Here is a 24,851-nt window from a genome sequence, read left to right as displayed (position 1 = left end):
ACTGGGCTGCCGTCATCGCGAGCAGGCTCGCTCCCACAGTTGATTTGAGGTGTGAACTTAAACTGTGTCACCCAGCAAACTCCCTGTGGGAGCGAGCCTGCTCGCGATGGGGCCGGTCCTGCTGGCTTATTATTCGCTGAAGGCCATCCCATGCTTCTCTTTGGTGGTCTTCACCGCCTCCAGCACTGCCAGCAAGCAATCATCACGATAGCGCTCCAGCGCCGAAATGCTGTGCGTGCCCAACTGATCGCTGGTGCCATCCACCACATCATCAATCAACTTGTCGGTCAGTTCCGGCGCCGGCAGATACGTCCACGGCAACTGCAACGCCGGCCCGAATTGCGCCATGAAGTGCCGCATCCCTGCATCGCCACCCGCCAGGGTGTACGTCAAGAACGTGCCCATGAACGACCAGCGCAGACCCGCGCCAAAGCGAATCGCATCATCGATTTCACCGGTGGTCGCCACACCGTCGTTAACCAGGTGCAGCGCCTCACGCCACAACGCTTCGAGCAATCGGTCGGCGATAAAACCGGGTACTTCCTTGCGCACATGCAGCGGACGCATGCCCAACGATTCATAGACTTTCATGGCCGCTTGAACGGCTTCGGGAGCCGTGTTTTTGCCGCCCACCACTTCCACCAGCGGCAGCAGGTAAACCGGGTTGAACGGGTGGCCGACGACGCAGCGTTCCGGGTGCGTCGAACTCTCGTAGAACTCGCTCGGCAACAGGCCGGAAGTACTGGAACCGATCAAGGCATTGGGCTTGGCCGCCGCGCTGATTTTGCTGTGCAGTTCCAGTTTCAGGTCCAGACGCTCAGGGGCGCTTTCCTGAATGAAATCCGCGTCACGAACGCATTCTTCAATGGTTGCGACAAAGCGCAGCCGATCCTGCGACGCACCTGGCGCAAGGCCCTGTTTCTCCAAAGCGGCCCAGGCATTGGCGACGCGTTTGCGCAGCGCGGCTTCGGCACCGGGCGCCGGGTCCCAGGCCACCACGTCGAGGCCGTGGGCGAGGGCGCGGGACACCCAACCGCTGCCGATGACACCGCTGCCCAAGGCGGCGAAGGTTTTGATTTCAGTGATAAAGCTCATGGCGACGTCCTAAAAGAATTCGGTGACCTAATGTGGGAGCGAGCCTGCTCGCGAATGCGGAGTGTCAGTCGGCAGAGATGCCGGATGTGACGGCCTCTTCGCGAGCAGGCTCGCTCCCACAATTGGAAAAAGTTGTTCGTGTTTAACCGCGCTTGGTCAGGCCCATTTTTGCCCGGCCTTCCGCCGGCGTCAGAACACGGGCGCCGAGACGGCTGAGGATCTCCGAGGCGCGTTCGACCAGTTGGCCGTTGGTCGCCAGTACGCCTTTGTCCAGCCAGATGTTGTCTTCCAGACCGACCCGCACGTTGCCGCCGAGCAGCACCGCTTGCGCAGCCATCGGCATTTGCATGCGACCGATGCCGAAGCCGGCCCAGACCGCATTGGCAGGCAGGTTGTCGACCATGGCTTTCATGGTGGTGGTGTCGGCCGGCGCGCCCCACGGGATGCCCAGGCACAGTTGAAACAGCGGGTCGTCGAGCAACCCTTCCTTGATCATCTGCTTGGCGAACCACAGGTGACCGGTGTCGAAAATTTCGAGCTCGGCTTTCACGCCCAGCTCTTGAATGCGTTTGGCGCCAGCGCGTAGCTGGGCCGGGGTGGACACGTAAATGGTGTCGCCGTCGCCGAAGTTCAGGGTGCCGCAATCGAGGGTGCAGATTTCCGGCAGTAGCTCTTCAACGTGGGCCAGACGGGTCAGCGGGCCGACCAGGTCGGTGTTCGGGCCAAACTCCATCGGGTTCTCGCCAGCACCGATTTCCAGGTCGCCACCCATGCCGGCGGTGAGGTTGACGATGATGTCGACGTCCGCCTCGCGGATGCGCTCCATCACTTCGCGATACAGCGCTACGTCACGGCTGAATTTGCCGGTTTCGGGATTGCGAACGTGGCAGTGAACGACAGTGGCGCCAGCCTTGGCAGCTTCTACGGCGGCCGCGGCGATTTGTTTCGGGGTGACCGGCACGTGTGGGCTTTTGCTGGTCGTGTCGCCAGCACCGGTGAGTGCGCAGGTGATGATGACGTCGTGGTTCATGAGGCGGGTTCCTTGCAGGCGTGATGATTCCGTTCGCAGCCCGGTCGGGCTGCGAGTCGGTGGTTCAATCGGGTTTATTTGGTGGTCAGTTGCAGGTTTTCAGCGGCTGGCTTGCCATCGAAGGTGGTCACGCCTTCGAGCCAGCGTTGCTTGTCTTGCGGGTGATCCTTCAGCCATTGCTTGGCCGATTCGAAGGCGTCCTTGTGATCCAGCAGCGGCTGCATCATCCGGCTCTCGTCTTCGGCGGTGTACGTCAGGTTGCTCAGCAAACGACCGATGTTCGGGCATTGCTCGGCGTATTTCGGTGCGGTGACGGTCCAGACCGTGGCCATGCCTTCGTTCGGGCCCAAGGCGTCGTCGCTGCCGGTGAGGTACGTCATCTTCACGTTGACGTTCATCGGATGCGGCGCCCAGCCGAAGAACACCACGGCCTCTTTGCGTCGCACGGCGCGATCCACCGCCGCGAGCATGCCGGCCTCACTGGACTCGACCAACTGGAACTTGCCGAGGCCAAACTGGTTCTTGGCGATCATCGCCTTGATCTGGGTGTTGGCGCCCGAGCCAGGCTCGATGCCGTAGATCTTGCCGCCCAATTCTTTCTCGAACTTGGCGATGTCGGCGAAGGTTTTCAGGCCCTTGTCGGCGAGGTAAGTCGGTACCGCGAGTGTGGCGCGAGCGTCTTTCAGGCTTGGCGCCTCAAGCACCTTGACCTGATTGGCCGCGACGAACGGGGTGATGGTCTGGGTCATCAGCGGGTTCCAGTAGCCCAGGAACAAGTCCAGGCGCTGGTCGCGGATCCCGGCAAAGATGATTTGCTGGGAAGCGCTGGTTTGTTTGGTGTTGTAGCCGAGGCCATCGAGCAGGACTTGGGTCATGGCACTGGTAGCGATCACGTCGGTCCAGTTCACGACGCCCATGCGCACGTTCTGGCATGAAGCAGGTTCGGCCGCCATGACGCTGGCGCTCAGGAAAGCGGTACCGCTGAGTGCAAGAACACAGCTGCTGATCAGTCGTTTCATCTCAGGTTTCCTCGGCAGTTCGTTATTGTGGGTCCGGGCGTCTGCATCCGGTCTTGCGGATAGCGCTCATATTTTGGCGAGTGGCTGTTGTTCTCAGGCAAGGCGCCGCGACGAGTCATAGCTCGCTATGACGAGGAGCGGCAACGCAGCATGAGGACAACAGACGCCGCAAAAATTGAGCAGCTATCCGTAAGACCGGATGCGCCGTGCGCCGGTGATGCCAAGTTACGCAGCTTGAGCCCCGTCAAAGCGCACTGCGGCGACCAGCTCTTGCACTGCAGCGACCTGTCCTCTTGAATGCCGCGCGCAACTGGCGTATCAACGTCCACACGCTTCCCGCCCTCTCGTTACCTGCCAGTCGAGTGCGCTCCATGTCCCAGGACTTCTACTTCCTGTTGATGCCGGGTTTCTCGGCCATCGGTTTCATCTCGGCCATCGAGCCGCTGCGAGTCGCCAATCGCTTTCGTGGCGAGCTCTACCGCTGGCATGTGCTCAGCGCGGATGGCGGGGCGGTATTGGCCAGCAATGGCATGTCGGTCAACGCCGATGCGGCGCTGGAACCGCTGAAGAAGGGCGCAACGCTATTGGTGGTCGCCGGCTTCGAGCCCCTGAAATTCGCAACCCCGGCGCTGGAACACTGGCTGCGCCGCCTGGACAACGAAGGCGTGACCCTCGGCGCCATCGACACCGGTAGCTTCGTCCTCGCCGAAGCCGGCCTGCTCGACGGCCATCGCCTGACCCTGCACTGGGAAGCCATCGACGCCTTCAAGGAGTCCTATCCACAGCTCAGCGTCACCCAGGAGTTGTTCGAGATCGACCGCCGGCGCATTACCTCCGCCGGCGGCACCGCGTCCATCGACCTGATGCTCGACCTCATCAGCCAGGCCCATGGCCCGGAACTGGCGATCCAGGTCAGCGAACAATTCGTACTCGGCCGCATTCGCCCACGCAAAGATCACCAGCGCATGGAAGTCGCCACGCGTTATGGCATCAGCAACAAGAAACTGGTGCAGGTGATTGGGGAGATGGAGCAGCACAGCGAACCGCCGCTGAGCACGCTGGAATTGGCGGAGTCGATCAAGGTGACACGGCGGCAGCTGGAACGCTTGTTTCGGTTGCACCTGAACGACACACCGAGCAATTTCTACCTGCGGTTACGACTGGAAAAAGCCCGGCAGCTGCTGCGGCAGACGGACATGAGTGTGTTGGAAGTGAGTATTGCGTGCGGGTTTGAATCGCCGTCGTATTTCACCCGAAGCTATCGGGCAAAATTTGCCCGGTGCCCGCGAGAGGACCGACGACGGTTGGGGGATGGGCGAGAACTGGTTTGAACACAGATTTCGACAACACCATAGACCCCCTGTGGGAGCGAGCCTGCTCGCGATATCGGTCTGTCTACAAGTTGATGTCGACTAATCCACCGCTATCGCGAGCAGGCTCGCTCCCACAGTTTTGATCTGCTGTGGGCGTTACTTCTTCATCAATGCCGAGCAGGCCGCTTTAAACGCCTCATGCTGATACTTGTTCAGCGTGGCCGGAAGTTCAAAGTCGAACTTCTTGTTCTGTGCATTAATCGTCTGTGGCGACAGCAGTGTGACCTCGCAATTTCCCAGCAACTGGAAAACACCCTCGATCTTGAACGTGGTCGGCCCACCGGCGAACTCGCCTTTTTTGCTGCGCTTCTTGATCGCGATCCGGTCGATGGAGTTCTCGCGCACAAACGACGCCACCTGAGCGGCAAAGACTTTGACGTTGGCGGCTTCGTCGTCATCGTCGAGGGCGATTTTCTTGGTGTTCAGCGGGATGTGGCTAAGGGCCTGATCGTCGAGGGAGGCCACGGCGATGATGGCTTCGCTGCCTTTGATTTCGATGCCGCAGATTTTCATTTGAATCCCTTTACTGGCTGAAGATGTTCAGCTTACAGGTCTTGTTGGCTGGGGTTTGTGCTTACTCCTGCCCAATCGACTCCAAAAACTCCGACCGCTCGTCACTCATTCGCGCCACGCAATCATTCTGCGCGATGGTGAATGCCTTGCTACCGGTCGTCGCCGGAAACGCCTCAACCGCGCAATCCGCATCTCGTGTCTTCAACCACTGCTGTTGTGCGGCTTTGAGCTTGCCGGTGATGTCGGCCAGTTGCGCCGGGTTCTTGCTGTAGGCCGTTTGCATGCGCTCGTTCAGGCCCTGATAGTTGTCTTTGAGCAACTGTTCGGCGGTGGTTCTGCTGAAGGCCGAGCATTCCAGGGTCTGAACCTCGTTTTCGACTTTGTCGCAGGGGTTGTCGTCGGACTCTTCCGCCGCGTGTACGCCGGTCGCTATCAGTGCCAAAGCCAGGAAGATCGATTTCATTGCGCCGCCGCCCCTTATTCCAGTAAAGCATCCAGTAATGCCGCGAATTCTGGCTCATGCGCGGGCCCTTGAACAGGTGGCCCATGACGTCCGGCGACGACCCTTTGTCGCAGATTGACGCTTTCGGCAAACCCCCTGTCGTTTTTGCACCCGGCTGCCCCCTCCCTCAGGCATATGCTGGCCCCAAAGCGCCGGCATACGATTCGGCGCATGAATCGCTAATAGGGGACAGCCTGATGAGCCCAGCCGAATTGCACGCCGACAGCATCGTTATCGACGGTCTGATTATTGCCAAGTGGAACCGTGAGCTGTTCGAAGACATGCGCAAGGGCGGTCTGACCGCGGCCAACTGCACAGTGTCGGTGTGGGAGGGCTTCCAGGCCACCGTGAACAATATCGCCGCCAGCCAGAAGCTGATTCGCGAGAACAGCGACCTGGTGATTCCGGTGCGCACCACCGCCGATATCCGCAAAGCCAAAGAGCAGGGCAAGACCGGCATCCTCTTCGGCTTCCAGAATGCTCACGCTTTTGAAGACCAGATCGGCTACGTCGAGGTGTTCAAGCAGCTGGGCGTCGGTATCGTGCAGATGTGCTACAACACGCAAAACCTGGTGGGTACCGGCTGCTACGAGCGTGATGGCGGCCTGTCGGGTTTCGGTCGCGAAATCGTCGCCGAGATGAACCGCGTCGGCGTCATGTGCGACCTGTCCCACGTGGGTTCGAAAACCTCCGAAGAAGTCATCCTCGAATCGAAGAAACCGGTTTGCTACTCCCATTGCCTGCCGTCGGGTCTGAAAATTCACCCGCGCAACAAATCCGATGAAGAGCTGAAGTTCATCGCCGATCACGGCGGTTTCGTCGGCGTGACCATGTTTGCGCCATTCCTGGCCAAGGGCATCGATTCGACCATCGACGATTACGCCGAAGCCATCGAATACACCATGAACATCGTCGGCGAAGACGCCATCGGCATCGGCACCGACTTCACCCAGGGCCATGGCCAGGACTTCTTTGAATACCTGACCCATGACAAGGGCTACGCCCGCCGCCTGACCAGCTTCGGCAAGATCATCAACCCGCTGGGCATCCGCACCGTCGGCGAGTTCCCGAACCTGACCGAAACCCTGCTCAAGCGCGGCCATTCCGAGCGCGTGGTCCGCAAGATCATGGGCGAGAACTGGGTCAACGTCTTGAAGGACGTCTGGGGTGAGTAAGCCGCAGCACCTCTGAATTCTTTCCCCCGGCCGTCCGCGCCGGGGGCAACACCAAAATTTTTCTGGAGTTAAGTTTCCATGGCCAAGATCGCCCCGCAATTGCCAATCGAAGTCGACAGCGAAACCGGTGTCTGGACCTCCGACGCCCTGCCAATGCTGTACGTGCCGCGTCATTTCTTCGTCAACAACCACATGGGCATCGAGGAAGTGCTGGGCGCCGACGCCTACGCCGAAATCCTCTACAAGGCCGGCTACAAATCCGCCTGGCACTGGTGTGAAAAAGAAGCTGAATGCCACGGCCTGGAAGGCGTTGCGGTGTTCGAGCACTACATGAAACGCCTGTCGCAGCGCGGCTGGGGCCTGTTCAAGATCCAGGACATCGACCTCGACAAAGGCACTGCCAGCGTCAAGCTTGAACACTCGGCGTTCGTCTACGTGTACGGCAAGGTCGGGCGCAAGGTCGACTACATGTTCACCGGCTGGTTTGCCGGTGCCATGGACCAGATTCTGCAAGCCCGCGGCAGCAAGATCCGCACCGTTGCCGAACAGGTTTACGGTGGCTCCGAAGAAGGCCACGACGACGGCCTGTTCACCGTCAAGCCGTTGTAAGTCGAGGAACCCGCCATGGCTTTCGAAGCAATGTTCCAGCCGATCCAGATCGGCAAACTGACCATCCGCAACCGCGTGCTCAGCACCGCGCACGCCGAGGTTTATGCCACCGACGGCGGCATGACCACCGACCGGTACGTCAAGTATTACGAAGAGAAAGCCAAGGGCGGGATCGGCCTGGCGATTTGCGGCGGTTCCTCCAGTGTGGCCATCGACAGCCCGCAAGGCTGGTGGAAGTCGGTCAACCTGGCCGACGACCGGATCATTCCGCACTTCCAGAACCTGGCCGATGCCATGCACAAGCATGGCGCCAAGATCATGATCCAGATTACCCACATGGGTCGTCGTTCGCGCTGGGACGGCGAGCATTGGCCAACCCTGCTGTCGCCATCGGGCATCCGTGAACCGGTACACCGTGCGACCTGCAAAACCATCGAACCGGAAGAAATCTGGCGGGTGATCGGCAACTACGCCACCGCGGCTGGCCGCGCCAAGGCCGGTGGCCTGGACGGCGTCGAACTGTCTGCTGTGCACCAGCACATGATCGACCAGTTCTGGAGCCCACGGGTCAACAAACGTACCGACGAATGGGGCGGCAGCTTCGAGAATCGCATGCGTTTCGGCCTGGAAGTGATCAAGGCTGTGCGGGCTGAAGTCGGCCCGGATTTCTGCGTCGGCATTCGTCTGTGCGGTGACGAGTTCCACCCGGACGGCTTGTCCCACGAGGACATGAAGCAGATCGCCAAGTACTACGACGACACCGGCATGATCGACTTCATCGGCGTGGTGGGTTCGGGTTGTGACACCCACAACACCCTGGCCAACGTTATCCCGAACATGAGTTATCCACCGGAGCCATTCCTGCATTTGGCCGCCGGTATCAAAGAAGTGGTCAAGGCCCCGGTGCTGCACGCGCAGAACATCAAGGACCCAAACCAGGCGACCCGTATTCTGGAAGGCGGCTACGTGGACATGGTCGGCATGACCCGCGCCCACATCGCCGACCCGCACCTGATCGCCAAAATCAAAATGGGTCAGGTCGACCAGATCAAACAATGCGTCGGCGCCAACTACTGCATCGACCGTCAGTACCAGGGCCTGGACGTGTTGTGCATCCAGAACGCCGCGACCTCCCGTGAATACATGGGCGTGCCGCACATCATCGAGAAGTCGACCGGTGTGAAGCGCAAGGTTGTGGTGGTCGGTGCCGGTCCTGCCGGGATGGAAGCCGCTCGTGTGTCTGCCGAACGTGGCCACGACGTGACCCTGTTCGAGAAGAAAGAATTCATTGGCGGGCAGATCACGACCGCTTCGAAAGCCCCGCAACGGGACCAGATCGCCGGTATCACCCGCTGGTTCCAACTTGAGCTGGCGCGTTTGAAAGTCGACCTGCGCCTGGGCGTGGCGGCCGATGCGGCAACCATTCTCGACCTGCGTCCGGACGTGGTGGTACTCGCCGTCGGCGGCCATCCATTCCTGGAGCAGAACGAGCACTGGGGCGCGGCTGAAGGCCTGGTGGTCAGCAGCTGGGACATCCTCGATGGCAAGGTTGCACCGGGCAAGAACGTGCTGGTCTACGACACCATTTGCGAGTTCACCGGGATGTCGACCGCCGACTTCCTCGCCGACAAGGGCAGCCAGGTCGAGATCGTCACTGACGACATCAAACCGGGCGTGGCGATTGGCGGCACCTCGTTCCCGACGTACTACCGCAGCATGTACCCCAAAGAAGTGATCATGACCGGGGACATGATGTTGGAGAAGGTCTACCGCGAAGGCGACAAGCTGGTGGCGGTGCTGGAAAACGAATACACCGGCGCCAAAGAGGAGCGGGTGGTGGACCAGGTCGTCGTCGAAAACGGCGTGCGTCCGGACGAAGAAATCTACTACGCCCTGAAGGAAGGCTCGCGCAACAAAGGCCAGATGGACATCGAAGCCTTGTTCGCGATCAAGCCACAACCTTCGCTGAGCCAACCGGGTGACGGCTACTTGCTGTTCCGCATCGGCGACTGCGTGGCGCAGCGCAACACCCACGCGGCGATCTACGACGCGCTGCGGTTGTGCAAGGATTTCTAAGCCACTGACGCATCCCCTGTGTAGGAGCTGCCGAAGGCTGCGATCTTTTGACTTTGTTTTTTAAGATCCAGATCAAAAGATCGCAGCCTTCGGCAGCTCCTACATCGACCGCGTTTCTCCAAGATGTTTTGGTGGGAGCTTCACCATGTTGAACACCCTTCTTCCAATCCTGTTGTTCGCAGCCCTGGGCCTTGCCGTCCTCGGCGCGTTGCGGCGGGTGGCTATGTGGCGCCGGGGCCGGGCTTCGAAAGTCGACCTGATCGGCGGCCTGTTCGCCATGCCCAAGCGCTATATGGTCGATTTGCACCATGTCGTCGCGCGGGACAAATACATCGCCAACACTCACGTCGCCACGGCTGGCGGTGCAGTGGCGTCCATTGTGCTGGCGATCCTGGTTCACGGTTTCGGCCTGCACAATCGCATTCTCGGTGTTGCCCTGTTGATTGCCTCGGCGGTGATGTTCGTTGGTGCGATTTTCATGTTCCTGCGTCGTCGCAACCCACCGGCTCGCCTTTCCAAAGGGCCATGGATGCGTCTGCCGAAAAGCCTGTTGGCGTTCTCGGCGAGCTTCTTCCTGTTGACCCTGCCGGTCGCCGGCATCCTCCCGGAAAACTTCGGCGGTTGGGTGGTGGCGGCGATCCTCGGCGTTGGTGTGCTGTGGGGCGTTAGCGAACTGTTCTTCGGCATGACCTGGGGCGGGCCGATGAAGCACGCCTTCGCCGGTGCTTTGCACCTGGCCTGGCACCGTCGCGCCGAGCGTTTTGGCGGCGGCCGTTCCACCGGTTTGAAACCGCTGGACCTGAACGATCCAAACGCGCCACTGGGCGTGGAAAAACCCAAGGATTTCACCTGGAACCAACTGCTCGGCTTCGACGCCTGCGTGCAGTGCGGCAAGTGCGAAGCCGCGTGCCCGGCGTTCGCCGCCGGCCAGCCGCTGAACCCGAAAAAGCTGATTCAAGACATGGTCGTCGGCCTTGCCGGTGGCACTGATGCCAAATTCGCCGGAAGCCCGTATCCAGGCAAAGCGATTGGCGAACACGCCGGCAACCCGCATCAACCGATCGTCAACGGTCTGGTGGACGCTGAAACCCTGTGGTCCTGCACCACTTGCCGCGCCTGTGTCGAGGAGTGCCCGATGATGATCGAGCACGTCGACGCCATCGTCGACATGCGCCGTCACTTGACCCTGGAAAAAGGTGCCACGCCAAACAAGGGCGCCGAAGTCCTCGAAAACCTCATCGCCACCGACAACCCTGGCGGCTTCGCCCCAGGTGGGCGGATGAACTGGGCGGCGGACTTGAACCTCAATCTGATGAGCGAGAAGAAATCGGTCGACGTGCTGTTCTGGGTCGGCGACGGTGCCTTCGACATGCGCAACCAGCGCACCCTGCGCGCCTTCGTCAAAGTGCTGAAAGCGGCCAAGGTCGACTTCGCGGTACTGGGCCTCGAAGAGCGTGACAGCGGTGACGTGGCCCGACGTCTGGGCGACGAAGCCACCTTCCAGCTGTTGGCCAAACGCAACATCCAGACCCTGGCCAAATACAACTTCAACCGCATCGTCACCTGCGACCCGCACAGCTTCCACGTGCTGAAAAACGAGTACGGCGCCTTCGACGGCAACTACCTCGTGCAGCATCACAGCACCTACATGGCGGAAATCATCGGCGCTGGCGCCCTGAACCTCGGTCAGCACAAAGGCAGCAGCGTGACTTATCACGATCCGTGCTACCTCGGCCGCTACAACGGCGAATACGAGGCACCGCGTGAAGTGCTGCGTGCCCTTGGGATTGAAGTGAAAGAAATGCAACGCTCCGGTTTCCGCTCGCGCTGCTGCGGCGGTGGTGGCGGTGCGCCGATCACCGACATTCCGGGCAAGCAACGGATCCCCGACATGCGTATGGAAGACATCCGCGAAACCGGCGCCGAACTGGTGGCCGTGGGTTGTCCACAGTGCACTGCGATGCTCGAAGGCGTGGTCGAACCTCGACCGCTGATCAAGGACATCGCCGAACTGGTGGCGGACGCGTTGCTCGAAGACGCTGCCCCGAGCAAGCCGACCAAACCGGCCCAACGTGAACCTGCGGAGGCCCACTGATGAGCGACATTATCCGCCGCGACCCCCGCGCCGAATGGATCGCCCGTAACCGCTTGCACCCGCTGCACGCGGCCATGCAACCGGAGCAACACAGCTGGATGGGGCCTAACGGCGTCATCCGCAAGAATCCTCACGGCATCGGTTTTATCGGCCCCAACGGTATCAAACGCATTGATCGCAGTGGCGCTCAACAGGGCGGGGCGAGCAAACGCTCGGCTGCGGTTGAAGTCCAGTTGCCACTGCACCAAGTGCCTGCACCTGCGTTTTACATCAGCGTGGTGCCAGACATGGTCGGCGGCCGCTTGAGCAGCCACGACCGCGACTTGCTGGGCCTGGCTCACCAATTGGCCGGCAAGGACGGTGCGGTGTTGGCCGTGGTCTTCGGTGAACACAAGGAAAACGCTTTCGCCACCGCTGGCGTCGATCGCTTGCTGGTGCTGGATGGCGAAGAATTCAGCGGTTATGCACCGGAACAACGGGTCCAGGGTCTGCGGGCTGTGGATAACCAGTTCAGCCCGCGTCACTGGCTGCTGCCGGACAGCCGCAGCGGTGGTGGTGAATTGGGTCGACGCTTTGCCGCAGCGCTGGGCGAACGCCCGGCCACGCGGGTCTGGCAGGTCAAGGATCAGGAATGCATCGGCCGCGCCGGTGCGGGCCTGCAAGACCTTGCGCGTCCGGTCGCTCGCTTGATTCTGGCGGCCGTCGAGTGCGCCGAACCGGTCAGCGAAACCCGTCACGAAGCCTTGCCGGTGGAGTTATCCACAGCGGTGGCGCGCAGCCTGTCGCGCATCGAGGATTTGGGCGCGGTGGCGGTGGATCCTGCGGCGATTCCGATGGCCGAAGCCGAGTTCATCTTCTCCGGCGGCAACGGGGTCAAGGACTGGGGACTTTTCCACAGGACGGCCGAAGCCCTCGGCGCAACCGAAGGCGCGTCCCGTGTTGCGGTGGACGATGGTTTCATGGCGCGCGACCGTCAGGTCGGTGCGTCTGGCACCTGGGTCACCGCGCGGGTTTATGTGGCGGTGGGGATTTCCGGGGCGATCCAGCACCTGCAAGGCATCGGTGCCTGCGACAAGGTGGTGGCGATCAACCTCGACCCTGGCTGCGACATGATCAAACGGGCCGACCTGTCGGTGATCGGCGAGAGCGCCGAGATTCTTCAAGCCTTGATCGATGCGGTAGAGGCTTACCGCAACGAAGCCAAGCGCGATGCGGCTTAAGGGAAGGAAAGGGTTATGAGCACGAAAATCATCAGCCTGGTGTCCATCGGCGCCCACCCGACCTCCGGCCGGCCACGTCGTGCGGAGCAGGATGCGCGGGCGGTGGAGCTGGGTCTGCAGCTGGCTGGGGATAACCTGCAAGTGCTGCATGCCGGCGATGTCGCGGAACCGGCGTTGCGCGCGTACTTGGGCATGGGCCTGGAACAGCTGCACGTGCTTGAACAACCTTCAGGCGCCGATGCACTGCCGGCATTGACCGCGTATTTGCGTGACGCAGGGGCTCAGGTCGTGCTGACCGGCAGCCAGGCGGAAACCGGCGAAGGCTCGGGCATGTTGCCGTTCCTGCTGGCCGAAAGCCTCGGTTGGCCGCTGGTCGTGGGGCTGGCTCAAGTTGAATCCATCGACGGTAATTCAGCGCTGGTGCTGCAAGCCTTGCCACGTGGTCAGCGCCGTCGCTTGAAAGTACGGCTGCCGTTCCTCGCAACTGTGGATAACGCTGCACCGAAACCTCGGCAGAGCGCTTACGGCCCGGCCCGGCGTGGCGTGTTGCAGGCGGATGAAGTCGAAGTGATCGACGATGAACTGCTGGCGGTCGCTACGCTGCAACCGGCCAAGCCACGGCCTAAACGCTTGAAAGTGATCAAGGCCAAGAGCGGCGCCGACCGGATGAAAGCGGCAACGGCCAAGGCCAGCGGCGGGGGCGGTCAGGTGCTCAAAGGCGTTACGGCGCAGGCCGGTGCCGAAGCCATTCTCAAGTTACTGATCGAAGAAGGCGTGGTCCGCTAACAGCTATCAACACCCATCTAATGTGGGAGCGAGCCTGCTCGCGAAAGGGGCGCAGTCAACATCTCCGGCGACTGATCCACCGCACTTCGCGAGCAGGCTCGCTCCCACAGGGTGCTCGTGTCACCGACATTTATGGGGAAACAATGACCGTTGAATTTCGTTCCGCCCTGCGCGCGGATGCGCGGGAGATTGCTCGCTTGTTCCAGATTTCGTCAGAAGGTGCTGCGGATTACATCTGGAGCCAGATGGCGCAACCCGGCCAGGATTTACTGGACGTAGGCGCCAGTCGTTACGCCCGTGACGACGTCGATTTTTCTTATCAAAACTGCCTCATCGCCGAGGCGCAAGGTCGCGTCATCGGCATGATGCACAGCTACGTGATGCGTCACGATCCGCTGGCCGCTCCCGTCACCGATCCCGTCCTGGCGCCGTACGCCAAAATGGAAATCCCCGACACCCTCTATATTTCCAGCCTGGCGCTGCATGAAGGCTGGCGAAACCAGGGCCTGGGCAAGCAGTTCCTCGCCTACGCTTACGACCGTGCCAACCAGTTGGGGCTCAATGGCCTGAGCCTGATCGACTACGCCGTGAACACCGGCGCCCGTCGGTTTTACGAGCGACATGGTTTTCGTATCGTCGATACCTGCCAGATCACTCCCCATCCGATGATTCGGGTCACGGGTGAGGCCTATCTGATGTATCGGCCCTGATGAGCTACATTCTTCTATGAGCTGGCTTTCCATGAGCGGGGCGGGGTGGCAGCAGCGCTAATTCATCAAACTCGTTTTCAAGAATGGGTTGAACATGCAAGCGGTCAGTCGACATGAGACATGTCTGATCTGTGGCGTGATGCTTGTTGTGTTTTTTCTGGGTATATCCGCGAGTTCGATGGCTGATACCAGAAAGGAAGATCCGGATTTTTATAAATGGCTGGAGTCTGAACAGGGACAAAAAGCCTCCCTGGCGCAGATGAAACAGCAATGCGACAAGGTGTTGGATGCTGAAAAAAACCTGAATTGTTCAGTGTCCGTTTTCGCCCGAATGTTCGAGGCCAAAACCGCCAACCAGCTTCCCGAATACTATCTTGCGATCAAGCGTCGCCATGCTCTGGCAATTGCGAATGACCCTGAGCTCAACGCGATGTTTTCCATGTTCGGCAGCGAATCCCTCGCGACCCTGCGGACGGTCGGCGATTTTTCGGTGACAAGAGCGAAGCGGCACGAGGTACTTGTTATCCATCCTTACACCCGTGACGGTCACGTGACTGACGAGGTGCTGCCCTACCTTGATGTCAAAGCGGCCAATGGTGTCTCGTCGCGCTTCATTCTGGACACCGGCGCACCGCAAACCCGGGTCAACCACGAAACCGCGAAGTTGATGGGAATCAGGTTATTAACCGACTCTCACTATGGCTACAGCACTTTTTATGGTGAACGTGACCTGTCTGCCAAACTCGGAATTTTTGAGTCTTTAAAGATAGGCTCAAGCGAGTTCAGAAACGTTCTGGTGTTTGTCAGCGACCGGGATAACTTACTTGGACTTGATCTGATCGGTAAGTTGGGGCGTTTGAAGGTCTCCCAAAAGACCTTGGAGCTTAACGCCGAACCTCCCGCGCGATGCGATTCGCAAGTTACCTATGCGCGTATCGACATCAATCAAAGACTGACCATTTCCGCACGCCTGGATCGTCGGGCCACGCCAGCGATTATTGACACCGGCAATGCTGATTACCTGACGTCGTCCTCGCCGGGCAACTCACCCGTTCATGTCACCGATAAGCCGCGTTCCCAGACCTTCAAGGGTGAATTGAGCCTGGCGGGACATATCCAATCGATCACTTACAACTACTACCCGGACTTTACGATTCCTCCGTCGTTGTTGCTGGGTCAGTACGTGCCTTCGCTTTTGCTTGGGTGGGGTGCATTCAATGGCTATGAGTTGAATCTGGATATCGACTCGGGCCGGTCGTGTTTGAACAGGATCTGATCGTGGTTACCCACAATCCCTGTTAGCGCTTCTGTGGATAAGGTGTTCGCCCATCGCTGCACCCCATACAAATCAAGCCCTGCAACCCTTCGTACAAAAAACAACCAGCCTAACTAGCGGTTTTTTCAGGCTTTTTCCAGAGGATAACTTTCAGCGCGAGCCAATACTTGCCCCCAATCTCTGTTAGCGCATCTGTGGATAAGATGTTCGCTGTCCTCTACAAGCCATATAAAACGGGCTTATCAGGCGAGTGATCAAAAAACGATCAAATCACCGTTTTAAGCTGATAAACCTCGAGCAAACCCCGATTTATCGTGGCTTCCAACGGTTTTCCACAGATCCGCCCAAGTTGCCCCCAAAGTCTGTTGGCGCTTCTGTGGATAACGTGTTCGCCATCCTCTGCAAGCCACGTATTACGTGCCTTACGAGCTTTAGATCAAAAAACAACCAATCGTTGTTCAAAACCCTGCTTCTGGATAAGTCACGGATTTTCTTCGCTTTCTGTGGAGAAAGTTTCCACGAAATCCACACTTGTCCCCATTAACTGTGGGTGGAGGTGTGGATAACTTGTTCGCGAAACCCTGGAAGCCACGTCCCGTATAGGCCTGAATGGAATAGATCAGATTTCATACAGTTCTAAATGGGTTCCTTGACTTCGAACTCTCGGCTGTCTTCACTCTCAGGTCACAAGGACAGCCGTCACTTATCCACATCTGGTTCAGGGAGAACGCGTGATGGATAGCCAGCCACATCGCTCGCCCCCCATTCGTTGCGCAACCTGCGTGCCCACACCGGCGGCTTTGCTACGCAGACGCATTCACCGACACGCCACCAATCAGCGTGCTCGCCTATAGCGCCTGACCTTTTCCAATGCCCCCGCTGGCTGCCGCTGAGTTCACTCAGTGGCCAGGTATTCGTTCGCCCATTGATTGCAGGCAACCGCAGAGTTGCCCCATCTGCCTGACAGAGGAATAGACCCATGACTCGGATCGCAACGCCCATCAGCGACATCAAGGAACATTACGACGTGATCGTCATCGGCTCGGGTTACGGCGGCGGTATTGCCGCGTCGCGCCTGTCACGGGCCGGCAAGCGGGTGTGCCTGCTGGAGCGAGGGCGGGAAATGCAGCCCGGCGAGTACCCGAACACGATGGTGGCGGCGACCGAAGAATTGCAGGTGCATGACCCGGACGGTCACATCGGCTCGCGCACTGGCCTGTTCGACCTGCACGTCAACGCCCAGCAGAACGTGGTGGTTGGTTGCGGCCTGGGTGGTACGTCGCTGATCAACGCCAACGTCGCCCTGGAACCGGAACCCGGTGTGTTCGACGATCCGCGCTGGCCACTGGCGGTGCGTGAACATCGCGACACCTTGCTCAAGGACGGTTACGCCCGGGCTCGGGAAATGCTCAAACCCATGCCGTACCCCAGCACTTCGCCGGTGTTGCCCAAACTCGAAGCCAACAAGAAGTCGGCGGATTACCTCAAGCAAGGCGCGCACTTCTACAGGCCGCCGATCAACGTGACCTTCGACAAACTGCCGAACAACCTCAACCACGTCGGCGTTGAGCAATTGCCCTGCAACCACTGCGGTGACTGCGTTTCAGGCTGTAACAACAAGGCCAAGAACACCACGCTGATGAACTACCTGCCGGACGCCTGGAATCACGGCGCGGAAATTTTCTGCCAGGCCGAGGTGCGGCATCTGGAACGCGACGGCGATGGCTGGATCGTGCACTTCCAGTACCTGGACAGCGGTCGCGAGAAGTTTTCCGCACCGACGCTGTTCGTCAAAGCCGACATCGTGGTCGTCTCCGCCGGCACCCTGGGCTCTACTGAAATCCTCCTGCGCTCCCGGGACAAAGGCCTGTCGATGTCCGGCGAACTCGGGGAAAACATGAGCGGTAATGGCGACATCCTCGGTTTTGGCCACAACTGCGAGCAACCGATCAACGGCATCGGTTTTGGCGCTCATCCGGCCAAGGAACTTCACCCGGTTGGCCCGTGCATCACCTCGGTCATCGACCTGCGCACCGAAGGCGACTGGCGCAGCCGAATGGTCATTGAAGAAGGTTCGATCCCCGGTGCCCTCGGTCGGCCGATGGTGCCGAGCATGGCCGGGTTCGCCGAGCTGATCGGCAAACCCACCGACGACAATTTGACCGGCAAGTTGAAGTACAAGGAGCGCGAAGCCGAAAGCTTCGTCCGTGGCCCGTACTACGGCGCGCTGCACAACATGCAGACGTACCTGATCATGAGTCACGACGACGGCAAGGGCCGCATGGTGCTGGACAGCAAGGATCAGTTGCGCATCGACTGGCCAGGCGTCGGCGAGCAGGAAAACGTCAAGATCGGCAACGAACGCCTGCACCTGAGCACCAAGGCGCTGGGCGGGATCTGGGTCGAGAACCCGATCTGGACCCAGCTGCTCAAACACAGCATCGTTTCCGTTCATCCGCTGGGCGGTTGCGTCATGGGCGAGGACGCGGGGCAGGGCGTGGTCAACCACAAGGGCCAGGTGTTCAGCGGGGCCAATGGGACCGACGTGTATGCAAGTTTGTACGTGACCGACGGCGCGGTCATCCCGACGTCCCTGGCCGTTAACCCGTTGCTGACCATTTCGGCGGTGAGCGAGCGCAACATGGGCCTGCTGGCGGCCGATCGCGGATGGCAGATCGACTACACGCTGCCCTCGGCGCCGCGCAAACAAGTGGCACCACAAACCCTTGGCGTGCAGTTCACCGAAACCATGAAAGGTTACTTCTCCCGGGCCTTCACCGCGGCCCAGAGCACTGACCTGAAGGTTTACGAAGCGGCGGCCAAGCGCGGTGAGGCGGACAACTCGCCCATCGATTTCACCCTGACCATCACCGCCAACGACCTCAATCGCATGATCAAGGAGCCGGAGCACGCCGCGACGCTGGTGGGGACGGTCAACGCGCCGAGCCTGTCGCCGCAGCCGCTGACCGTCAGCAATGGCGTGTTCAACCTGTTCGAGCAGTATCAGGAACAGGTCGACGTGCGGCACATGAAGTACGACATGAAACTGACCGCCGAGGACGGCAACGACTATTTCTTCAGCGCCTTCAAAACCGTGCCCGAAGACAACGGCGTACTGAACATCTGGCACGACACCAGCACCCTCTACGTGACGCTGTATCGCGGGCCGGACAAGACCGGCGAGGTGATTGGTTCCGGGGTGATGCACATCCATCCCACCGATTTCGCCAAGCAAATGACCACCATGAAGGTGCTCAATGCCCGTAACGAACGCGAGCGCATCGAAGGGCTGGCGCGCTTCGGCAAGTTCTTCGCCGGGATACTCTGGGAGAGCTACGGCGGCGTGTTTGCCGGCGACATCTACTTCAACCCCGACGCACCACCACGGCTGAAACGACCGCTGGATGCGCCGACCCCGGTAGTGCATTTCTTCCAGACCGAAGACAACGTCGAACTGCGCCTGACCCGTTATCAGGGCGGCAGCAAAGGGCCAGTGATGCTGGTTCATGGATTGGGTGTGGGCTCGAATATTTTCTCCACCGACACCATTCAGACCAACCTGCTGGAGTACTTGTGCAAGCACGAGTACGACGTCTGGTTGCTGGACTTGCGGGTGAGCATCCTGCTGCCGGCGAGCAAGAAGGAATGGAATGGCGACCAGATCGCCCAATACGATTTCAAAGCCGCCATCGAACAGATCCAGCAAGCGACCCAGGCGCCGGATGTGCAATGCGTGGTGCATTGCTACGGCGCGACGACCTTCTTCATGTCATTGCTGGCCGGGTTGCAGGGCGTACGTTCCGTTGTCTGCTCGCAGATTGCGGCGGACACCGTTGTGGCCACAGCGACAGGCCTGAAGGCCGGCTTGCACCTGCCAGGGATGCTCGACGCCATTGGCATCAAATCCCTCACCGCTTACGCCGACAACAAGGAGAACTGGTTCAACAAACTCTACGACAAGGCGCTCAACGGCTATGCCCGGATCGAGGCTCAGGGCTACTGCACCAACCCGGTGTGCCATCGCATCACCTTCATGTACGCATCGTTGTATCGCCACGACACCCTCAACGAAACCCTGCACGACAACCTGCACGAACTGTTCGGCGAGTCGAACATGCACACCTTCGAGCATCTGGCGCTGATCGTGCGCAAAGGGCATCTGGTGGACTTCAAGGGCGAGGATGTCTACATGCCGCACTTCGACCGGTTGAGCATGCCGATCTGCTTTATCAGCGGCGCGGACAACCAGTGCTACCTGCCGGAAAGCACGCTCAAGACTTACGAGCGCGTGTGCCAGGTACACGGGCCGGAGCGCTATAGCCGGCATGTGGTGCCCGGGTACGGCCATATCGACTGCATGTTTGGCAAGGATGCGGTGGTCGATGTGTACCCGATCATCCTGCAACACCTGGAGAAAACCGCCCAAGGTTGAAACAACTCTCCCCTGTAGGAGCTGCCGCAGGCTGCGATCTTTTGATCTTGTTTTTAAAAATCAAAGTCAAAAGATCGCAGCCTCCGGCAGCTCCTACGGGCGGTGTCGCGTTCGAAATGAACAACAAGGAAATGGATGATATGGACAGTTACATCCGCTGGTTTCAACGCTTCATCTGGCTAGGCATCGTGATGAACATGGTCTTCGCAATCCCGGCGCTTTTCGCTCCGGCGCTGCTGACCTCGATGCTCGGGATGCCACCGCAACTCTCCGATCCGTGGCTGGAAAACGCCGGCATGCTGCTGGTAGGAATCAGCCTGTTCTACATGCCGTCAGGCTTCAACGCACCACGATACGTCGTGCATTCGTGGCTGTGCGTGTTGTCGCGACTGGTCGCCGTAGCATTCTGGATCTACCTGATCAACACCAGCAACCAGGCTCAGGTGTTCGTGCCGATGCTGATGGGCGATCTGAGCATGTTCCTGATCCTCGGGATCCTGCTGTACCTGGGCAGCGCTCCGGCGAATCGACCGTTAGCGTTGCTCTGTGACGGCTGGCGGGAATGGCGCGCAGCTTGGGCGTTGCGCTGGCAGCGGCACAGCTTCAAGGTCGCCACGCTGGTCGTGGTGCTGGCATTGGGATTCATCGGTTACCAGACCTGGTGCCAGATGCTGCGGGTGGTGCCGGCAGAGCAATACGCCTCCGACGAAGATCACTACAAGTACGCCGCCATCGGCCTGGGCATCGAAGCGCGGATTCCCTATTACCTGTTCGCCGTGTTGCCGCAGATGTGCCCGGAAAAAATGCCAAAACCTGGCGGTTACGAAGTCTTCGGTTTCCTCTACGAGAACGGCAAGGACCTGCCGATCGGCATGGCCAAGCGGCAGATTGGCTACCCGACCGTGGAGCCCAACTGCGCCCTGTGCCACACCGGTTCCTACCGGGCCAATGCCAGCGATGTCGCCACCCCGGTAGCCACCGCACCAGCCAACACCCTGCAACTGCAAGCCTTCCAGTGGTTCGCCTACGATTGCGCCAGCGATCCGAAATTCACCACCGACGCGGTGATGACCGCGATCAACAGCAAGTTCCAGCTCGGGTTTTTCGAGCGGCTGTACAACCGCTACCTGATCATCCCGATGGCCACGAGCGCGCTGATCAAGCAGAAGCAGGCCTATGCCTGGCAGCAACTGCGCGCACCCCAAGGACCGGGGCGCACCGACACCTTCAATCCGACGAAAATGGTGGTGTTCGGCTTCCCGGATGACTCGACCATCGGCACCGTCGACTTGCCGCAAGTCTGGAACCAGAAACCCCGGGAGTCGCTGTACCTGCACTGGGACGGCAACAACAATGACATTCATGAGCGCAACTACGCCGCGGCCATGGCCGTGGGCGCGACGCCGGAGTCGGTGCTGCCGGCCAGTTTCAACCGGGTGACCAACTGGCTGCTGGGCCACAAATCACCGGCCTGGCCGTTCACACTGGATCAGGCCAAGGCTGCCCAGGGTAAACCGGTCTGGGAAGCCAACTGCGCCGGTTGCCATGATTTCGGCCGCGCCGACACCGGTCAGGTCACCACCAGCATTGATGAACTGGGCACCGATCCCCATCGGCTGAACTCGTTCACCACCGGTTTAGTGACGGCCTTCCACGGCTTCAAGACATCGCCGTTCGATTTTGGCGCCTACCGCAAGACCCAGAGCTACAGCAACACGCCGACCGACGGCGTCTGGTTGCGTGCGCCGTACTTGCACAACGGTTCGGTGCCGACCCTCTGGGATTTGCTGCAACCACCGGAACAGCGGCCGCAGGTGTTCTTCACTGGCTCCGATGTGTACGACCAGGACAAGGTCGGCTTCGTCACCAGCGGTGAGCAAATGAAAGCCTCGGCGGACTTCAAATACGACACGCGTCTTGAGGGCAACCACAACGGTGGCCACCTGTACGGCACGCAGTTGTCGGAACTCGATAAGCGGGCGCTCATCGAGTTCATGAAAACCCTGTGATCCCACTACGGATGGAGGAATACCGACATGTCACTCGTCACTCATTGGGAACATGAATACGACAAGGTCAAGGTCCGCCTGCACGGGCTGTTCACGCGGCTGGAAATGTCCTGGAAGAAGCTCATCAGCGATCTCGAGCCCGAGGAGTTCGAGGCGATCGTCGCGCTGCTGCAACGAGGTCACGATCAGGCGCAGTACGTGCTCAAACACGGCGACTTGCCAGACGATCAGCCGAGCGTGCCGTGGGAGCTGTCCCACGGTTTGTCGATCCTGCACATCGGCAACGCCACCCCCTTGCCGCAATCGGTAGACGAATTGCAAACCCGGGTGCTCAAGGACGGCAGCCTGCTCGGATGTCGCAAATGGGAACTGCTGGATCTGCTGTGGAGCGAGGCACTGCTGAAGTGGATCGAGAACCTGCGGCATCACGCACCGTTCGCCACTAACCCGGCGCTGATGAAAATGGACAGCGACGTGGTGCTGGCGATCGCTGGCGACTGGGGCACCGGACCGTTCGACAGCCACGCCCCGGCAGTGGCGGTGGCCAACCAGATGCAACTGGCCCAGGCCGATTTCACCATTCACCTTGGGGATGTGTATTACGCCGGCTCGCATTCCCAGGAAGACGTCGACATGGTCGGCTGGCCCATGGGCAAGCACGGTTCATTCACCCTCAATTCCAACCACGAGATGTACAGCGGCGCCCACGGTTACTTCAAGGAACTGGCCAAACGTTTTCCGGCGCAGCAGGGCACCAGCTATTTCGCGTTGTACAACGACGACTGGCTGGTGGTCGGGCTCGACAGCGCTTACGCCTCCGATGCGATCAATCTGTACATGGACGGCACGCTGAACAAGGAGCAGATCGCCTGGATGAAAGACCTGCCCCAGCGCAAGAAGATCATGGTGCTCAGCCACCACCAGGGTTTTGATATCTCCGGGCACAACAAGACCGCGCTGTATCAAACAGTGTGTGATGCCTTGGGGCGTGAGCCGGATTACTGGTATTGGGGGCATTTGCACAATGGCATCTGCTACGCGGCTCAAGGTGGGCTGCATGCGCGTTGTGCCGGGCACGGGGCGATTCCGTATGGCAATGCCAGCGAGCTGGACGGGCATACGCGGGTGCTGTGGTCGGAAACGCAGAATGCGAGGGATGAGGCGTACCCGGATCGGGTGCTGAATGGTTATGTGAAGGTGCGGTTGGTGGGGGAGAACATCGTCGAGGAGTTTATTGGCGAGGATGGCAGCGTGAGGTGGTCTTCGACATTACAGTAATGGGTGTTGCCGTTTAAAAGATCGCAGCCTGCGGCAGCTCCTACAGGTGTACACAAAACCCTGTAGGAGCTGCCGAAGGCTGCGATCTTTTGATCTTGATTAACCCTGAACCGGAACCCCTTTGAGGTAAGGCGCAGGCTCTGCCCCAAGGTTATTCAGCAAACGCTCGCTGTACCAATCCACAAAGTTCACCACGCCAAACTCATAGGTCTTGGAGTAAGGGCCTGGCTGGTAAGCCGTGGAGTTGATGCCACGCTGGTTCTCTTCGGCCAGGCGACGGTCCTGGTCGTTGGTCGCATCCCAGACCTGGCGCATGCGCTCCACGTCGTAGTCCACGCCTTCGACCGCGTCCTTGTGGACCACCCATTTGGTGGTGACCATGGTTTCCTGCGCGCTGATCGGCCACACGGTGAACACGATGATGTGGTCGCCCATGCAGTGGTTCCAGGAGTGCGGCAGGTGCAGGATGCGCATCGAGCCCAGGTCCGGGTTTTTGATCCGGCCCATGAGTTTGGCGCAGCCTTGTTTGCCGTCCAGGGTCATCGACACGGTGCCTTTGAGCAGCGGCATGCGCACGATGCGGTTACGCAAACCGAAGCTGGCGTGGGCGTAAGGAATCTTCTCGGCTTCCCAGGCAGCGGCGGAGGCCGCGACGTGGTCCTTGAAGGCCTGGTCGGCACGCGGGTCGGTGACGTCGTCCCATTCCAGCAGGGTTTTCAGCAGTTCCGGGTGCGACGCGTTGCAGTGGTAGCACTCGCGGTTGTTTTCCAGCACCAGTTTCCAGTTGGCTTTTTCCATCAAGGTGGTGGTAATCGCCACCTTGGTGTTCTCCATGTCGTACGGTTCCATGTAATGGTTCAGCGTCGACAGGAAGTCATCAATGGCAGGCGGGTTCTCCGACAGGCTGATGAAGATGTAGCCGCCGGCAGTCTTCACGTTGACCGGTTTGAGGCCATATTGCTTCATGTCGAAGTCGGCGCCCATTTCGGTGCCGGCGAACAACAGGCGGCCGTCCAGTTCGTACGTCCACTGGTGGTAGTGGCAGACCAGTTTGGCGACCTTGCCTTTTTCACTGGTGCACAGCCGCGAACCACGGTGACGGCAGACGTTGTGGAACGCATGGATCACGCCTTCGGCGCCGCGAATCACGATGATCGGGTTCTTGCCGACTTGCAGGGTCAGGTAGTTGCCCTTGGTCGGGATTTCGCAGGCCATGCCGGCGATCAACCACTCTTTCTGGAAGATTTCCTGCATGTCGATATCAAACAGCCGCTCGTCAGAGTAAAACGGCTGCGGCAGCGAGTAAGTGCGCTCGCGCTCTTGCAGCATCTGTGCGGTGGCCTTGCGTGCGGGTTCCAGCGGATCGCCCAGGCTGATTTTTGCGGTGACGTCCATCGATTTGATCCTCAAGGCCATTCTGTGCGGCCGGCGAAATAGTGGCTGATACGGTTTGCTACGCAAGGGTGTAAAGAAATCGTCTCTGTGTGGAGCGAGTGTGGGGCCGGCGTTGTCCGGAACCTTATCCATGGGCGACATGGCCCAATCTGTTCCCGACGCGCAACCCCCGGTAATTGGGGGCTGGTCGCGATAAGTATGTGAATGTCGCAGATAGGTAAATGGGTGGTTCGCACGTTACGCAGAATCGCCAACATA

At 59.8% G+C, this 24,851-nt stretch carries 18 protein-coding genes; 12 read left to right on the top strand and 6 right to left on the bottom strand.

Going from position 1 to position 24,851, the window contains the following annotated elements; genetic code table 11:
- Positions 1-129 precede the first annotated feature (129 nt).
- The 3 genes from EAH74_RS00715 to choX all read right to left on the bottom strand — a co-directional run bounded on the left by EAH74_RS00715 (position 130) and on the right by choX (position 3,144).
- On the bottom strand, positions 130-1,095 hold the full coding sequence (locus EAH74_RS00715) for an L-carnitine dehydrogenase (protein ID WP_140674844.1): 966 nt from the start codon (positions 1,093-1,095) through the stop codon (positions 130-132).
- 142 nt (positions 1,096-1,237) lie between these two features.
- On the bottom strand, positions 1,238-2,125 hold the full coding sequence (locus EAH74_RS00710; RefSeq protein WP_140674841.1) for a 3-keto-5-aminohexanoate cleavage protein: 888 nt from the start codon (positions 2,123-2,125) through the stop codon (positions 1,238-1,240).
- 74 nt (positions 2,126-2,199) lie between these two features.
- Complete coding sequence (choX, locus tag EAH74_RS00705; RefSeq protein ID WP_123368590.1) at positions 2,200-3,144, bottom strand: choline ABC transporter substrate-binding protein; 945 nt, start codon at positions 3,142-3,144, stop codon at positions 2,200-2,202.
- A gap of 371 nt (positions 3,145-3,515) precedes the next feature.
- On the opposite strand from choX, the gene EAH74_RS00700 reads away from it, so the two are divergent.
- Positions 3,516-4,475, top strand: a complete 960-nt coding sequence (locus tag EAH74_RS00700) for a GlxA family transcriptional regulator (RefSeq protein ID WP_140674838.1) — start codon at positions 3,516-3,518, stop codon at positions 4,473-4,475.
- A 138-nt stretch (positions 4,476-4,613) separates the two neighbouring features.
- Here EAH74_RS00700 and EAH74_RS00695 read toward each other — a convergent pair whose 3' ends face one another.
- Together EAH74_RS00695 and EAH74_RS00690 are read right to left on the bottom strand one after the other, a co-directional pair.
- Complete coding sequence (locus tag EAH74_RS00695; RefSeq protein ID WP_140674833.1) at positions 4,614-5,030, bottom strand: DUF3010 family protein; 417 nt, start codon at positions 5,028-5,030, stop codon at positions 4,614-4,616.
- A gap of 61 nt (positions 5,031-5,091) precedes the next feature.
- Positions 5,092-5,493: a lysozyme inhibitor LprI family protein gene (locus EAH74_RS00690; protein ID WP_140674829.1), complete on the bottom strand. Its 402-nt coding sequence runs from the start codon at positions 5,491-5,493 to the stop codon at positions 5,092-5,094.
- Between the two features lie 236 nt (positions 5,494-5,729).
- On the opposite strand from EAH74_RS00690, the gene EAH74_RS00680 reads away from it, so the two are divergent.
- From EAH74_RS00680 to EAH74_RS00620, 11 genes are all read left to right on the top strand, one after another.
- Complete coding sequence (locus EAH74_RS00680; RefSeq protein ID WP_008033250.1) at positions 5,730-6,707, top strand: dipeptidase; 978 nt, start codon at positions 5,730-5,732, stop codon at positions 6,705-6,707.
- A 78-nt stretch (positions 6,708-6,785) separates the two neighbouring features.
- On the top strand, positions 6,786-7,316 hold the full coding sequence (locus EAH74_RS00675; RefSeq protein WP_008033249.1) for a DUF5943 domain-containing protein: 531 nt from the start codon (positions 6,786-6,788) through the stop codon (positions 7,314-7,316).
- A 15-nt stretch (positions 7,317-7,331) separates the two neighbouring features.
- Complete coding sequence (gene dgcA, locus EAH74_RS00670) at positions 7,332-9,392, top strand: dimethylglycine demethylation protein DgcA (protein ID WP_140674822.1); 2,061 nt, start codon at positions 7,332-7,334, stop codon at positions 9,390-9,392.
- Between the two features lie 145 nt (positions 9,393-9,537).
- A complete protein-coding gene (dgcB, locus tag EAH74_RS00660; RefSeq protein ID WP_140674817.1) occupies positions 9,538-11,487 on the top strand; it encodes a dimethylglycine demethylation protein DgcB in 1,950 nt (649 codons plus the stop codon).
- Positions 11,487-12,707: an electron transfer flavoprotein subunit alpha/FixB family protein gene (locus EAH74_RS00655; RefSeq protein WP_140674814.1), complete on the top strand. Its 1,221-nt coding sequence runs from the start codon at positions 11,487-11,489 to the stop codon at positions 12,705-12,707. The genes dgcB and EAH74_RS00655 overlap by 1 nt, the downstream gene beginning before the upstream one ends.
- A gap of 15 nt (positions 12,708-12,722) precedes the next feature.
- Positions 12,723-13,493, top strand: a complete 771-nt coding sequence (locus EAH74_RS00650; protein ID WP_140674811.1) for an electron transfer flavoprotein subunit beta — start codon at positions 12,723-12,725, stop codon at positions 13,491-13,493.
- Positions 13,494-13,636: 143 nt separating this feature from the next.
- Positions 13,637-14,203 (top strand): GNAT family N-acetyltransferase, encoded by a 567-nt coding sequence (locus tag EAH74_RS00645; RefSeq protein ID WP_140674808.1) that lies wholly within the window; start codon positions 13,637-13,639, stop codon positions 14,201-14,203.
- Positions 14,204-14,297: 94 nt separating this feature from the next.
- Entirely contained in the window at positions 14,298-15,479 is a 1,182-nt protein-coding gene (locus tag EAH74_RS00640) for a retropepsin-like aspartic protease (RefSeq protein WP_140674805.1), read from the top strand.
- A gap of 979 nt (positions 15,480-16,458) precedes the next feature.
- Positions 16,459-19,911 (top strand): alpha/beta fold hydrolase, encoded by a 3,453-nt coding sequence (locus EAH74_RS00635; RefSeq protein ID WP_140674802.1) that lies wholly within the window; start codon positions 16,459-16,461, stop codon positions 19,909-19,911.
- 140 nt (positions 19,912-20,051) lie between these two features.
- A complete protein-coding gene (locus EAH74_RS00625) occupies positions 20,052-21,920 on the top strand; it encodes a hypothetical protein (RefSeq protein WP_140674798.1) in 1,869 nt (622 codons plus the stop codon).
- 27 nt (positions 21,921-21,947) lie between these two features.
- Positions 21,948-23,198, top strand: a complete 1,251-nt coding sequence (locus EAH74_RS00620; RefSeq protein ID WP_140674794.1) for a metallophosphoesterase family protein — start codon at positions 21,948-21,950, stop codon at positions 23,196-23,198.
- Positions 23,199-23,297: 99 nt separating this feature from the next.
- On the opposite strand, the gene gbcA is transcribed toward EAH74_RS00620, so the two are convergent.
- On the bottom strand, positions 23,298-24,593 hold the full coding sequence (gene gbcA, locus EAH74_RS00615) for a glycine-betaine demethylase subunit GbcA (RefSeq protein WP_140674792.1): 1,296 nt from the start codon (positions 24,591-24,593) through the stop codon (positions 23,298-23,300).
- Positions 24,594-24,851 lie beyond the last annotated feature (258 nt).

It is taken from the genome of Pseudomonas mandelii (assembly GCF_006438925.1).
Lineage (GTDB): Bacteria > Pseudomonadota > Gammaproteobacteria > Pseudomonadales > Pseudomonadaceae > Aquipseudomonas > Aquipseudomonas mandelii_C.
This window is presented reverse-complemented; position numbering and strand designations above follow the sequence as displayed.